Source organism: Pseudomonas sp. GW821-FHT11D10, from assembly GCF_058808435.1.
In genome coordinates this window covers 27,332-43,733 of the sequence record NZ_JBXARR010000006.1, presented here as the reverse complement: position 1 = coordinate 43,733, position 16,402 = coordinate 27,332, and the positions used below count along the sequence as shown (strand labels likewise).

Sequence of the window (16,402 nt, the reverse complement as noted above, 5' to 3'; positions counted from 1 at the left end):
CATGACTGTCCGGTCACGGGGCTTGTCCCTGCTTCCCATGTCAGACACCCAAGCCCCGATGTTTTAGCTTTTCCAGGCTGCGCGCGGCCGCACGGACTCGCCGCTGCGCGCTCCTTTTTCCCGAATTTACAGCAGGTTACCCCCCATGCAATTTCGCGAGCTGATGGCTGTTATTTCCACCCATGCGATCCGCCTTCAACAGGACGATGAAGACCTGGTCATTCTGGGCAACGACGACGCGCTGGACGACGCGTTGTGGGACAGCCTCGCCAAGCACAAGGCGCAGTTGCTGGAGCTGGTGGCGAGCCACGGCGGCGACTGGTCGAGCCCGGCGCTGCGCATCACCCCGGACATGTTGCCGCTGGTGCAACTGGATCAGCCGGCCATCGACCGCATCGTCGCCACCGTGCCGGGCGGCGTGGCGAATGTGCAGGACATCTATCCGCTAGCGCCATTGCAGGAAGGCATGCTGTATCTGCACCTCGCGGCCGGCGAAGGCGATCTGTATGTGCAACAGGCGCAGTTCACCTTCGACAATCACCCGCGCCTCGATGCATTTGCCCAGGCGTTGCAATGGGTGATCGATCGTCACGACATTCTGCGTACCTCGTTTGTCTGGGAGCGTCTGGACGAGCCGGTGCAAGTGGTCTGGCGTCAGGCGCCGCTGGTCTGCGAAGAGGTGCAGCTCGACACGTCCACGGACGTGTTCAGTCAGTTGCAGGCGCGCTTTGATGCCCGTCATTTGCGCCTCGATCTGCAACAGGCACCGCTGCTGCGCCTGGTGTACGCGCGGGATCCGGCGCAGGGACGGATCGTTGCGTTGCTGCTGTTCCATCACATGATCATCGACCACGTTGCGCTGGACGTGGTGCGCCGGGAAATCCAGGCCTGGCTGCAAGGGCAGACCGAACAGGTCGCGGCGGCGGTGCCGTTTCGCAATCATCTGGCGCGGGCGCGCATGGCCCTCGATGAAGAGGCCCACGAAGCGTTCTTCCGCGAGATGCTCGGTGACATCGACGAGCCGACGTTGCCGTGGGGCTTGCAGGATGTTCACGGCGGTGGACAGGACTTCGAAGACGCGCAGTTGACGCTCAGCGACGCACTGAACCTGCGACTGCGCACCCAGGCGCGGCAACTCGGTGTGAGCGTGGCGAGCCTGATGCACCTGGCGCTGGCGCGGGTATTGGGCCAGTTGTCCGGGCGCACCTCGGTGGTGTTCGGCACGGTGTTGCTGGGGCGGATGGAGGCGGGCGACGGCGGCGAGCAGGCGTTGGGTATGTTCATCAACACCTTGCCGCTGCGGGTCGACGTCGGTGCGCAAAGCGTCCACGACGGCGTACTCGCCACGCACCGTCGACTGAGCGCCTTGCTCGCCCACGAACAGGCTTCGCTGGCACTGGCCCAGCGTTGCAGCGCCTTGAATGCGCAGACGCCGTTGTTCAGCGCCATGCTCAACTATCGCCATAGTGCTGTCGGTGACGTTGCCGAGGTGATCGAACTGGCCCCCGGCGTCCGGGTCTTGAGTGGCAAGGAACCGACCAACTATCCGCTGACCCTGAGCGTGGATGATCTGGGCAGTGGTTTCCGCCTATCCGCCATTGCCCCGAGCGGTATTGGCGCGGAACGCGTTTGCGGTTACGTACAAACCGCGCTCGGCGCCTTGCTCGATGCCCTGGAGCAATCGCCTGAGACGCGAATCAACCAGTTGCCGATTTTGCCAGCGCACGAGCGGCAACAATTGCTGGTGGGTTTCAATGACAGTCGCGTCGATCTCGATCTGGAGCAGACCGTTCACAGTCTGTTCGGGGCTCAAGTCGAGCGCACGCCGCAGGCCGTCGCGTTGCAGGCTGATGAACAAACACTGACGTACTTTGAGCTTAATGCGCGGGCCAATCGCCTGGCTCACCGATTGCGTGAGCTGGGTGTCGGGCCGGATACGCCGGTGGCGATCTGCGTCGAGCGCGGGCCTGAACTGGTGATCGGCCTGCTGGGCATTCTCAAGGCGGGTGGCGCTTATGTGCCGCTGGATCCGGCCTACCCGGCGGAACGCCTGAACTACATGCTCAAGGACAGTGCGCCGATGGCGCTGCTGGCCCACGGCGCGACCCGGGCGATGTTCGAGGCGGGCGGCGTGCCGTTGCTCGATTTCGATCAGGATCACTGGCAGAACTATCCCGAGCACAATCCTCAGGTGCCGGGCCTGAACGCTTCGAACCTGGCCTACGTGATCTACACCTCCGGCTCCACCGGCACGCCGAAAGGGGTGATGGTCGAGCACCGTGGCCTGGCCAACCTGCTTCATTGGAGCTCGCAGGTTTGCCCGCCCGTGGCGGACGGCGCCCTGTTGCAGAAAACCCCTTACAGTTTCGACGCCTCGGTCTGGGAGCTGTTCTGGCCGCTGACGGCCGGCCTGCGTCTGGTGCTGGCGCGCCCCGATGCGCACTTCGAACCGGCGTATCTGACGCAAGTGGTGCGCGAGCAACGCATCAGCGTGATCCAGTTCGTCCCGGCGTTGCTGCAACAGTTCCTCGACGTGGAAGACGTCAGCCGGTGCATCAGCCTCACGGATGTCTTCTGTGGCGGCGGCGAGCTGACGCCAGCGTTGGCCCGTCAGGTACGCGAGTGTCTGCCACAGGTGCGGTTGCACAACGTCTACGGCCCGACCGAAACCACGGTCGACAGCACGGTGTGGACACTGGAGCAATCGATGCCGGTGCCAGAGACGTTGTTGCCCATCGGCCGGCCAGTCAGCAACACCCGCTTGTACATTCTCGATGAACAGTTGCAGCCGCTGCCGCTGGGCGTGGCCGGTGAGTTGTATATCGGCGGCGTGCAAGTGGCGCGTGGATACCTGAATCTCGCGGCGCTCACTGCGGAGCGCTTCCTCGACGATCCGTTCAGCGATCAGCCGAACGCGCGGCTTTACCGCACGGGCGACCTTTGCCGCTACCGGGCCGACGGCAACCTTGAATACCTCGGTCGCAATGACGATCAGGTAAAGATTCGCGGCTTGCGCATCGAACTCGGGGAAATCCAGACGCGCCTGACTCAACTCGCCACCGTGCTCACGGCCGAAGTGCTGGTGCGCGAAGACGTGGCTGACGATCCTCGGCTGGTGGCGTACTACACCGGTGAGCCGCTGGAGATCGGCGAACTGCGCAGCCATCTGCTGGAGCAGTTGCCGGATTACATGGTGCCGACGGCGTTCGTCCATCTCGACGCCATGCCACTGAGCCCCAATGGCAAGCTCGACCGCAAGGCCTTGCCGGCACCGGATCAAAGCGGTCAGTTGTTGCGCGGTTATGAGGCGCCGGTCGGTGATGTGGAATGCCGCATCGCAGAGATCTGGCAAACCCTGCTGAACGTCGAGCAGGTCGGGCGCCATGACAATTTCTTCGAACTGGGCGGTCATTCCCTGCTGGCCGTGAAACTGGTCGAGCGCATGCGCCAGCAGGAATTGAGTTGCGACGTACGCGTCCTGTTCGGCCGTCCAACCGTGGCGGGACTGGCGGCAACCCTGGGCGCGTCGTCCAGCGTTCAAGTGCCGGTCAATCGCATCAGCCCTGACTGCCAACACATCACACCAGACATGCTGCCCCTGGCCTCGCTGGATCAGGCCGGCATCGACCGGGTGCTGGAAAGCGTCCCCGGTGGCGTCGCCAATGTGCAGGACATCTATGCGCTGGCGCCGTTGCAGGCGGGGATTCTGTATCACCACATGGCGGCAACTGCGGGCGATCCTTACGTGTTGCAGGCGCAGTTCGTGTTTGACGGGATCAAGTCGATCAAGGCGTTCGTGCGCGCCGTCAATGTGGTGATCGCGCGCCACGACATCCTGCGTTCCAGCGTGGTCTGGGAAGGCCTCGAAGAGCCGGTGCAAGTGGTCTGGCGGGCGGCGCCACTGGCGCTTGAGCGAGTTGATGCCGACCCGCAGGACGGCGACGTGCTGCAACAGATGCAGGCGCGTTTCGACCCGCGTCACTACCGTCTGAATCTCGGCCGCGCACCGATGATGCGCTTTGCCTACACCGAGGATCCGCAGCAACAACGCTGGGTCGGCATCCTGCTGATGCACCACCTGATGCTCGATCACACCGCGCTGGAAGTGCTGGTGAGCGAGATGAACAGCGTGCTGCACGGCCACGCCGGCGAACTGGCGATCCCGGTGCAGTATCGCAACTATGTCGCGCAGGCACGGCTCGGCGCGGATGCCGAAGTGCACGAAGAGTTTTTCCGCGACATGCTCGGTGACATCGACGAGCCGACGCTGGCGTTCGGCGTGCAGGACGTGCACGGCGACGGCAGCGCTGTGGTTGACAGCCAGCTCACGCTGGACACCGCACTGGCCTTGCGTCTGCGTGAGCAGGCGCGGCGGCTCGGCATCAGCGTGGCAAGTCTGGCGCACCAGGCCTGGGCGCAGGTGCTGGCGCAGATCAGCGGCCGCGACGAGGTGGTATTCGGCACGGTGCTGCTGGGGCGGATGCAGGGCGGCGAGGGCGCCGACCGCGCGTTGGGCCTGTTCATCAACACCTTGCCGCTGCGGGTCAGCGTGACCGCCACAGCGGTTCGCGACAGCGTGCTCGCCACCCATGAACGGCTGGCGCAATTGCTCGCGCATGAGCAAGCGTCACTGGCGCTGGCCCAGCGTTGCAGCGGGGTTTCCGGTTCGCTGCCGCTGTTCGGCACGTTGCTCAACTATCGCCACAGCGCACCGCAGGCTGCCGGCTTGACTCTGGACGGCATTGAATTGCTCAGCTCCCGCGAGCGCAGCAACTATCCGCTGGTGGTCAGCGTCGATGACCTTGGCGAAGGCTTGCGTCTGAGTGTGCAAGCGGTGCCGGGCATCGATGGTGCGCGGGTCTGCGAGTACATCAATATTGCCTTCGACAGTCTGGTGCAGGCGCTGGAGCAGACGCCGCAACTGGGCGTCGATCAGTTGTCGATTTTGCCGCCGGATGAGCGACGGGAGTTGCTGGTCGGGTTCAATGCTACCCAGCGGGATTATCCGTCGGGGTCGACGGTTCATGGCCTGTTCGAGCAGCAAGTGAAACTGCATCCGCAGGCCGTGGCGGCGGTGCATGGCAATGCAGCGTTGACCTTTGAAGAGCTGAATCAACGGGCCAACCGACTGGCCCATTATCTGATCGGGCAGGGCGTGCAACCGGGTGATCATGTGGCGATTCTGCTGCCGCGTTCGCTGGATCTGCTGGTCGCGCAACTGGCCATCGGCAAGTGTGCGGCGGCTTATGTGCCGCTGGATATCAACGCCCCGGCTGAGCGTCAGGCGTTCATGGTTGAGGACAGCTCGGCGAAAGCGCTGTTGACCTTGAGCACTGAAACGGTTGATTACGCGGTGCGCCGGATTGATCTGGAGACGCTTCATCTTGACGCGCAACCGGTCCACAACCCGGACTTGCCGCAGTCCTCCGAATCCGTGGCCTACATCATGTACACCTCCGGTTCCACTGGCACGCCGAAGGGTGTGATGGTGCCGCACCGGGCCATCGGCCGATTGGTGATCAACAGCGGCTATGCCGATTTCAACCCGCAGGATCGCGTGGCGTTTGCCTCCAACCCGGCGTTCGACGCCAGCACGATGGACGTCTGGGGGCCACTGCTCAACGGTGGGCGAGTGGTGGTGATCGATCACGACACCTTGCTTGATCCAAACGTGTTCGGGCAGGTCTTGGCGGCTTCGGGCGTCACGATCCTGTTCGTCACCACCGCACTGTTCAACCAGTACGTGCAGTTGATTCCCGAAGCCCTCAAAGGCCTGCGCATTGTGCTGTGCGGCGGTGAACGCGCTGACCCTGCCGCCTTCCGCCGCTTGCTGGCCGAAGCGCCAAACCTGCGCATCGTCCACTGCTACGGCCCGACCGAAACCACCACCTACGCCACAAGCTTCGAAGTGCGCGAGGTCGCGGACGATGCCGACAGCGTGCCAATCGGCGGCCCGATCTCCAACACCCAGGTCTACGTACTCGACATCCGCCAGCAACCCGTACCGATGGGTGTCACCGGCGAGCTGTACATCGGCGGCCAAGGCGTGGCGCTGGGCTATTTGAACCGCCCGGACCTGACCGCCGAGAAATTCCTGCAAGACCCGTTCAGCGAGCAACCGGGCGCATTGCTGTACCGCACCGGCGACCTCGCACGCTGGCTCGCACCGGGCCAACTGGAATGCATCGGCCGTAACGACGATCAGGTGAAAATCCGAGGCTTCCGCATCGAACTGGGGGAAATCGAAAACCGCCTGCTGAACTGCGAAGGGGTCAGAGAAGCCATCGTGCTGGCCCGTCAGGAAGGCCAGGAGCCGCTGCGTCTGGTGGCGTATTTCACGGCCGAAGAGGGCGTGGACAGCGCCAGCCTGCGCGAACAATTGCAAGCGCGCCTGCCGGAATACATGGTGCCCTCGGCCTGGGTGCAACTCGACGCCTTGCCGCTGAACAACAACGGCAAGGTCGACCGCAAAGCCTTGCCGCTGCCTGATCCGAGCGCCTGGCTCAGCCGCGAATACGAAGCCCCGCAAGGCCCGGTGGAAACTGCGCTGGCGCAGATCTGGGCCGATGTCCTGAAGCTGGAAAAAGTCGGTCGCCACGACAACTTCTTCGAACTGGGCGGCCATTCACTGCTGGCGGTGAGCCTGATCGAGCGCCTGCGCCGGATCGGCCTGAGCACCGACGTGCGCGTGCTGTTCAGCCAACCCACTCTGGCTGCACTGGCGGCAGCGGTGGGCAGCGGTAGCGAAATCGAAGTGCCGGCCAACCGCATTCCTGCTGACTGCACTCACATCACCCCGGACCTGCTGAGTCTGACCGAGCTGGATCAGGCCAGCATCGACCGGATCGTCGCCAGCGTGCCGGGCGGCGCCGCCAACGTGCAGGAAATCTATCCGCTGGCGCCGTTGCAGGAAGGCATCCTTTATCACCACTTGAGCGCGGAACAGGGCGACCCGTATCTGCTGCAATCGCGGCTGGCCTTCGACAGCGTCGAACGTCTGCGGACCTTCACCGACACATTGCAGCAGGTCATCGCACGCCACGACATCCTGCGCACCAGCGTTGTCCACGAAGGCCTGGCGAACCCTCATCAAGTGGTGTGGCGTCATGCCGAACTGGTGGTGCAGCACGTAACGCTGGACCCGGCGCAGGGCGACATCCTCGAGCAGTTGCACGAGCGTTTCGACGCCCGTCACTACCGCCTCGACATCAGCCAGGCACCGTTGCTGCGCATGGTGTATGCCGAAGATCCGAAGCAGCAGCGCGTGGTGGCGATCCTGCTGTCCCATCACCTGATCCTCGATCACACCGCGCTGGAAGTGATCGTCGAGGAAATGCGCGGTGTGATGTTCGGTGAGGTCGAAAACCTTTCGGTGCCGATCCCTTATCGAAACTACGTGGCCCAGGCACGCCTGGGGCTCGGCGAGCAGGAGCACGAAACGTTCTTCCGCGAAATGCTCGGCGACATCGACGAGCCGACCCTGCCACTCGGTCTGCGGGATGTGCAGGGCGACGGTCACGGCGTCGAGGAAGCGCTGCAACCGGTAGCGGACGAGCTCAACGGGCGCCTGCGTGAACAGGCACGGCAATTGGGCGTGAGCGCGGCCAGCCTGATGCACCTGGCTTGGGCCCAAGTGCTGGGCGTGCTGTCGAACCGCCGCGATGTGGTGTTCGGCACGGTGATGATGGGGCGGATGCAGGGTGGCGATGGCGCCGACCGGGCGCTGGGGGTGTTCATCAACACCTTGCCGCTGCGCATCGATGTCGGCGCCGGTGCGCGCGATGGGGTCAAGGCGACCCACGCACGGCTGACGGCATTGCTCGGGCATGAACATGCTTCGCTGGCACTGGCCCAGCGTTGCAGTGGTGTCGCCGCGTCGTCGCCATTGTTCAGTGCCTTGTTCAACTACCGTCACAGTGCGCCTGCGCAGTCGTCGCAGAACGGGCAGGGCATATGGGAGGGTGTGCAGAAACTCGGCGGTGAAGAACGCACCAACTATCCGCTGACCCTGAGCGTGGACGATCTGGGCGAAGGCTTCGCCTTGTCGGTATTGGCGGTCAGCCAGATCGGCGCGCAGCGGATTTGCAGTTACATGCACACGGCCCTGGAACAACTGGTGCAGGCGCTGGAGCAAACACCGCAAAAGCCGCTGAACCGTTTGCCGATCCTTTCGACTGCCGAACTGGAGCGTCTGGTCGAGGGCTTCAATCCGCCGGTCACGGCCTACCCCCGTGGCGCGACGATTCACGCACTGGTCCAGGCGCAGGCCGAGCGTAATCCGCATGCCCTCGCGGTGATTCAAGGTGCGCAACAGCTGACCTACGGGCAGCTCAATCAGCGCGCCAACCGACTGGCTCATCACCTGATCGGTCTCGGCGTGCAACCGGACGACCGCGTCGCGCTCTGCGTGCGTCGTGGCCCGCAGATGCTGGTCGGATTGCTGGCGATTCTCAAGGCCGGCGCCGGTTATGTGCCGGTGGATCCTGCGCATCCGGCGGAGCGCATCGCGTACCTGTTGCAGGACAGCGATCCGGTGGCCGTGCTCGCACAGGCTTCGACCCGGGATCTGCTGGGCATGATGCCGGTGATCGATCTGGACAGCGACGCCTGGCGTCACCTGCCCGACAGCAATCCACAACTGCCGTACCTGACTCCGGCGCACTTGGCGTACGTGATCTACACCTCGGGCTCCACCGGCCAGCCGAAAGGCGTGATGGTCGAACATGCGACTTTGGAAAACCTCGCGCACTGGCACGCCGAAGCTTTTGACCTGCACGCCGGCAGCCACACCGCCAGCGTTGCCGGGTTCGGTTTCGATGCGATGGCCTGGGAAGTCTGGCCGGCGTTGTGCGTCGGCGCGACCTTGCACCTGCCGCCGGAATCGGTGAGCAACGAGCACCTGGACGAACTGCTCGACTGGTGGCGAGCGCAGCCGTTGCAAGTCAGCTTCCTGCCGACGCCGGTGGCCGAATATGCGTTCAGCCGCGAGCTACAACATCCGACCCTGCGCACCTTGCTGATCGGTGGCGACAAGCTGCGTCAGTTCAACCGTGAGCAGACCTTCGCGGTGATCAACAACTACGGCCCGACTGAAGCCACGGTGGTCGCGACGTCCGGCCCGGTGGAGGTTGGTCAGCCGCTGCACATCGGCCGGCCGATGGCCAACGCCCGAATCTATCTGCTCGACGACCAACAACGCCCGGTGCCAGTAGGTGTGACGGGCGAGTTGTACGTCGCCGGAGCTGGCGTGGCGCGCGGTTATCTGAACCGTCCCGATCTGACCGCCGAACGCTTCCTTACTGACCCGTTCAGCGATCAGCCGCAGGCGCGGATGTACCGCACCGGCGACCTCGCACGCTGGCTGGCGGACGGCAACATCGAGTACCTGGGCCGCAACGACGATCAGGTGAAACTGCGCGGCGTGCGGGTCGAACTGGGGGAAATCGAAGCGGCGCTGGCCAGCCATCCGGCGGTGCAGGACGCGGTGGCGCTGGTGCGCGACGGGCAATTGCTGGTGTGGTTCACCGAGCGAGCGCCGACCGACATCGAAGCCCTGCGCAATCATCTGCAAACGCTTCTGCCGCAGGCCCTGATCCCGGCGGCTTACGTCCGACTGGACGCGTTGCCGCTGACCGCCAACGGCAAACTCGACCGCAAGGCCTTGCCGGAACCGGATCAGAACGCTTGGCTCAGCCGCGAATACGCAGCCCCGCAAGGCCCGGTGGAAACTGCGCTGGCGCAGATCTGGGCCGATGTCCTGAAACTGGAAAGAGTCGGACGCCACGACAATTTCTTCGAACTGGGCGGCCATTCGCTACTGGCGGTCAGCCTGATCGAACGCCTGCGCCAGATCGGCCTGAACACCGATGTGCGTGTGCTGTTCAGCCAGCCAACGCTGGCTGCACTGGCCGCAGCGGTGGGCAGTGGTCGCGAAATCGAAGTGCCGGCCAACCGCATTCCTGCTGATTGCGCTTATATCACCCCGGACCTGCTGAGCCTGGCCGAACTGGATCAGCCGAGCATCGACCGAATCGTCGCCACGGTGCCCGGTGGCGCCGCCAACGTGCAGGACATTTATCCGCTGGCGCCGTTGCAGGAAGGCATCCTTTATCACCACTTGAGCGCCGAACAGGGCGACCCGTACCTGCTGCAATCGCGGCTGGCCTTCGACAACATCGAGCGTGTGGAAGCGTTCGCGGCAGCGCTGCGTCAGGTCGTTGCCCGACACGACATCCTGCGCACGGCGGTGATCTGGCAGGAACTGGCCGAGCCGATGCAAGTGGTCTGGCGTCACGTCGAGCTGCCGGTGCAGGAGATCCTGCTCGACCCGGCGGATGGCGACGTCCTCGAGCAGTTGCACGGGCGTTTCGATGCCCGGCACTACCGCCTCGACATCAGTCAGGCACCGTTGCTGCGTCTGGTGTATGCCCGTGATCCGGCCCACGACCGGGTGGTTGCGATGTTGCTGTTCCACCATGTAGTGCTCGATCACACCGCGCTGGACGTGGTGCAGCACGAAATGCTCGCCTGCCTGCAAGGACGCGAAGCCTCGCTGGGCGCGGCCGTGCCTTACCGCAACTACGTGGCGCAGGCACGGCTGGGTGTCAGCGAGCAGGAGCACGAAGCGTTCTTCCGCGACATGCTCGGCAACATCGACGAGCCGACCCTGCCGTTCGGCTTGCAGGATGTGCAAGGTGACGGTCGCGACATCGAGGAAACGCAACTGGCCTTGTCCGCCGCCACCGGTCAGCGTCTGCGCAGTCTGGCCCGGCAACTGGGCATCAGCGTGGCCAGCCTGTTCCACCTCGCTTGGGCGCAGGTGTTGGCGGCGACGTCCGGGCACGAACAGGTGGTGTTCGGCACGGTGTTGATGGGCCGGATGCAGGGCGGCGAGGGTGCCGACCGGGCGTTGGGGATGTTCATCAACACCTTGCCGCTGCGGGTCGATCTGGGGGCAACCCCGGTGCGCGAAGGGGCTCGGGCGACGCATGCGCGGCTCAGCGCGCTGCTCGGTCATGAACACGCGTCGCTGGCGCTGGCCCAGCGTTGCAGCGGCGTGGCCGCGCCGTCGCCGCTGTTCAGTTCGATGCTCAACTACCGTCACAGCGCCGACGAGGCGCAACAGCAAAACCTGCGTCAGGCCTGGCAAGGCATCGAGACCCTGAGCAGCGAAGAACGCACCAACTATCCGCTGAGCCTGGGCATCGATGATCTGGGCAACGGGTTCGTGCTCACCGCCATGACCCCGGCGAGCGTTGGTTCGCAGCGGATCTGCGACTACATGCAGACCGCGCTGGAGGCACTGGCGGATGCTCTGGAGCAGGCACCGGATCAGCCGCTGAACCGCTTGCCGATCCTTGGAGGCGCTGAACGTCAGCAGGTGCTGTACGACCTCAACGTCACCGGCACCGCAGACAATCTGGAGCAAACCGTTCACGGGCTGTTCGAGGCGCAAGTGCAACGCACGCCGCAAGCCATCGCGTTGCAGGCCGGTGAACAGCGGCTGACCTACGCCGAACTCAACGCACAGGCCAACCGTCTGGCCCATCACCTGCGCGAACTGGGTGTGGGGCCGGATTCGAGAGTGGCGATCTGTGTCGAGCGCGGGCCGGAACTGATGGTCGGTCTGCTCGGCATCCTCAAGGCGGGCGGTGCCTATGTGCCGCTGGATCCGGCGTATCCGGCGGAACGTCTGGATTACATGCTCAAGGACAGCGCGCCGGTGGCGGTGCTGGTTCATGGGGCGACGCGTGAGTTGCTGGGCGAGAGCACTGCACTGGTGATCGATCTGGACCAGGATCACCGGACATTCAACCCGGAGGACAACCCGCAAGTACCCAACCTGAGCGCTTCGAACCTGGCCTACGTGATCTACACCTCCGGTTCGACCGGTGCGCCGAAAGGCGTGATGGTCGAGCATCGCGGCGTCGGCAATTTGTTGCACTGGAGTTCTCAGCTGTGTCCCGCCGTGACGGACGGCGCGCTTTTGCAGAAAACCCCGTTCAGTTTCGATGCCTCGGTCTGGGAGCTGTTCTGGCCATTGAGCGCCGGTTTGCGTCTGGTGCTGGCGCGCTCTGACGGACACCGCGAGCCGGCGTATCTGGCGCAGGTGATTCGCGAGCAGCGGATCAGCGTGATCCAGTTTGTGCCGGTGCTGTTGCAACAGTTCCTCGAGCAAGATGACGTCAGCCAGTGCAGCAGCCTCACCGATGTGTTCTGTGGCGGTGGCGACCTCACCCCGGCGCTGGCTCGTCTCGTGCGTGAGCGTTTGCCGCAAGTGCGCTTGCACAACGTCTATGGCCCGACCGAAGCCACGGTCGACAGCACGGTGTGGACGCTGGAACCGTCGATGGCGGTGCCAGACAGCGCGTTGCCGATCGGACGGCCGATCAACAACACCCGTCTGTACGTACTCGATGCCGCCGAACGGCCGGTGCCGATGGGCGTCATCGGTCAGTTGTTCATTGGCGGTGCCGGGGTCGCACGGGGCTATCTGGGCCTGCCGCAGTTGATGGCCGAACGGTTTATCCCGAGCCCGTTCGTGGAGGGTGACCGTTTGTACGCCACGGGCGATCTGGTGCGTTACCGCGCTGATGGCCAGCTCGAATTCATCGGGCGCAACGACTTCCAGGTCAAGTTGCGTGGCCTGCGCCTGGAGCCGGGCGAAATCGAAGCGCAATTGTTGAGTCATCCGGCGCTGCGCGAAGCCGTGGTGCTGGTGCGTGAGGAGCGTCTGGTGGCGTACTTCACCTGGCACGCCGAGGCCGGGCAGCCGGGGATCGAGGCGTTGCGCGAACACTTGCTCGCACGCCTGCCCGATTACATGGTGCCGTCAGCCTTTGTCGCGCTCGACAGCCTGCCACTGAGCCCCAACGGCAAGGTGGATCGCAAGGCGCTGCCGGCTCCCGGTGCCGAGTCGGTGCTGGTGCGCGAGTACGAGGCTCCGCTCGGCGAGACCGAAATCGCCCTGGCCCGACTGTGGGGCGAGGTGCTGAAGGTCGAACGGGTGGGGCGCCACGATCACTTCTTTGAACTGGGCGGGCACTCGCTGCTGGCGGTGAGCCTGATCGAACGCATGCGCCAGATCGGCCTGAGCACCGATGTGCGCGTGCTGTTCAGTCAACCGACCCTGGCCGCGCTGGCTGCAGCTGTGGGCAGCGGTCGTGAAATCGAAGTGCCGGCCAATCGCATCGCGGCCGGTTGCACCCGAATTACCCCGGAGATGCTGACGCTGGTGTCGCTGGATCAGGCCGCTATCGAGCGCGTAGTGTCCAGCGTGCCGGGCGGCGCCGCGAACGTGCAGGATATTTATCCGTTGGCGCCGTTGCAGGAAGGCATTCTTTACCACCACTTGAGTGCGGGCGAGGGCGATCCTTACCTGCTGCAATCGCGTATCGCGTTCGATAGCCTTGAACGTATGCAGCGATTCAGCGCGGCGTTGCAACACGTCATCGACCGCCATGACGTTCTGCGCACGGGCGTGGTGTGGGAAGGCTTGAGCGTGCCGGTGCAGGTCGTGTGGCGTCGGGCTGAACTGGTGGTGCAGGAGGTCATGCTCGAAGCTGCGGCCGGCGACATTCTTGAACAACTGCATGCCCGGTTCGATGCGCGGCATTACCGCCTCGACATCGCTCAGGCGCCATTGCTGCGGTTGGTGTACGCCCGCGATCCAGTCCATGACCGGGTGGTGGCGATGCTGCTGTTCCATCACATCGTGCTCGACCACACCGCGCTGGAAGTGGTGCGCCATGAAATGCAGGCGTACCTGCGCAGGGCTGACGAGCCGCTGCCGGCGGCGGTGCCGTATCGCAATTACGTGGCGCAGGCGCGGCTGGGTGTCACCGAGCAGGAGCATGAAGCGTTTTTCCGCGACATGCTCGGCGACATCGACGAGCCGACCCTGCCGTTCAGCCTGCGCGATGTGCGTGGTGATGGGCGCGGCATCGAGGAAGTGCAGCAGGCGCTCGACAACGGACTGAACCTGCGTCTGCGCAGTCAGGCACGGCAGCTGGGCATCAGTGTGGCCAGCCTGTTCCACCTCGCATGGGCCCAGGTATTGGCGGCGACGTCCGGGCAGGACAATGTGGTGTTCGGCACGGTGCTGATGGGCCGGATGCAGGGCGGTCAGGGCGCCGACCGTGCGCTCGGGATGTTCATCAACACCTTGCCGCTGCGGGTGGATCTGGGCGAAACCCCGGTGCGCGAAGCGGTCAAGGCGACGCATCAGCGTCTCACCGCGTTGCTGGGGCATGAGCATGCTTCGCTGGCATTGGCCCAGCGTTGCAGCGGGATCGCGGCACCGTCGCCGTTGTTCAGCGCGATGCTCAACTATCGACACAGCCACGGCGCCGAGCATGCGGACAGCGTGGTTCAGGCCTGGAAGGGCATCGAGACCCTGAGCAGTGAAGAGCGCACCAACTACCCGCTGAGCCTGAACGTCGATGACCTGGGCAACGGCTTCTCGCTGATTGCCATGGTGCCGGCGGACATTGGCGCGCAGCGGATTTGCGGTTACATGCAGACGGCGTTGTTGGCGTTGGTGGAGGCATTGGAGCAGGCACCGACGCAGGCCATGAATCGCTTGCCGATTCTTGAGGGGGCGGAGCGGCAGCGGTTGTTGTTCGACTTTAATGCTACGGACGTCGGCTACGACCTTGAGCAGAGCATTCATGGTTTGTTCGAGGCGCAGGTCGCGCGGTCGCCGCAGGCTGTGGCGGTACTTTCCGGTGAACAGCGACTGAGTTATGCCGAGCTGAATGCTCGGGCCAATCGACTGGCTCATCACTTGCGCAGCTTGGGCGTTGGCCCGGATGCGCGGGTGGCGATTTGCGTCGAGCGGGGGCTGGAGATGGTGGTCGGGTTGCTGGCGATTCTGAAGGCCGGCGGCGGTTATGTGCCGCTGGATCCGGCGTATCCGCTGGAACGTCTGGCCTACATGCTGGAGGACAGCGCACCGTCGGCGGTGTTGGTGCAGGGCTCGACTCGCGCCTTGCTGGGTGAGGTGGCGGTGCCGGTGGTCGATCTGGATCACCAAACCTGGCAAACGTTGTCGGCCGATAACCCTTCGGTCGATGGACTGACTCCGCAGCACACGGCCTACGTGATTTATACCTCGGGCTCCACCGGTCAGCCGAAAGGCGTGATCAACGAGCATTCCGGGGTGGTCAACCGCTTGCTGTGGATGCAGGACGCTTATTGCCTGACGGCTGAAGATTCAGTGCTTCAGAAAACACCGTTCAGCTTCGACGTCTCGGTCTGGGAGTTCTTCTGGCCATTGATGACTGGCGCCCGATTGGTCATGGCTCGTCCGGGCGGGCATAAGGATCCGCTGTACCTGAGCGAAGTCATCGAACGCGAGCAGATCACTACGCTGCACTTCGTACCGTCGATGCTCGACGTGTTCCTCGCCCATGGCGACACCGCACGTTGCAACGGCTTGCGTCAGGTGATGTGCAGCGGTGAAGCGTTGCCGGGCAGTCTGGTACGGCGCTTCAAGCAGCAATTGTCGGGCTCTGGATTGCACAACCTCTACGGCCCGACCGAAGCGGCGGTGGACGTTACCGCGTGGGATTGCGCCGGGCCAATCGACACCACACCGGACAACACGCCCATCGGCAAACCAATCGCCAACACCCGTATGTACATCCTCGATGCCCAGCAACAACCGGTACCGCAAGGCGTGGTGGGCGAGCTGTACATCGGCGGCGTGCAAGTGGCGCGCGGTTACCTGAATCGCCCTGAACTCAGCGCCGAGCGTTTCCTTCAGGATCCATTCCAGCCCAAGGGCCGGATGTACCGCACCGGCGACGTCGCCCGCTATCTGGCCGACGGCAACATCGAATACCTGGGCCGCAACGACGACCAAGTAAAGATCCGTGGCCTGCGCATCGAACTCGGTGAAATCCAGTCCCGCCTGACCGACATCGGCGGCGTGCAGGAAGCGGCGGTGCTGGCCCGCGAGGACGTACCGGGAGACAAGCGCCTGGTCGCTTACTACACCGGCGCCCGGCTGGAAATCGATGTGCTGCGTGGTCACCTGCTCGAGCACCTGCCGGATTACATGGTGCCCGCAGTGTTCGTGCATCTGGACGCACTGCCACTGAGCCCGAACGGCAAGCTCGACCGCAAGGCCCTGCCAGCACCGGATCAGGCCTCAGTCATCACCCGCGAATACGAAGCCCCGGTCGGCGAAGTGGAAATTCTCCTCGCAGGCCTCTGGGCCGAACTGCTCAACGTGGAGCGAGTAGGGCGCCACGACAACTTTTTTGAACTGGGCGGGCACTCATTGCTGGCGGTCAGTCTGATCGGCCGGTTACGTCAGGAAGGCATGGAAGCCGAGGTCAGGGCGTTGTTCGAACAACCGACCCTGGCCGGTTACGCCGCAATTACGGAAAGAATGGAG

1 protein-coding gene (only partly in view) is annotated in these 16,402 nt (G+C 64.1%); it reads left to right on the top strand.

What is annotated here, in order from left to right; genetic code table 11:
* The first annotated feature begins 145 nt into the window (after nucleotides 1-145).
* Nucleotides 146-16,402: the 5' portion of an amino acid adenylation domain-containing protein gene (locus AC1RT4_RS18550; protein WP_493086877.1), read on the top strand. The gene runs 12 nt beyond the window's last position; the window shows 16,257 of its 16,269 coding nt (coding positions 1-16,257); it begins with the start codon at nucleotides 146-148; the stop codon falls past the right edge of the window.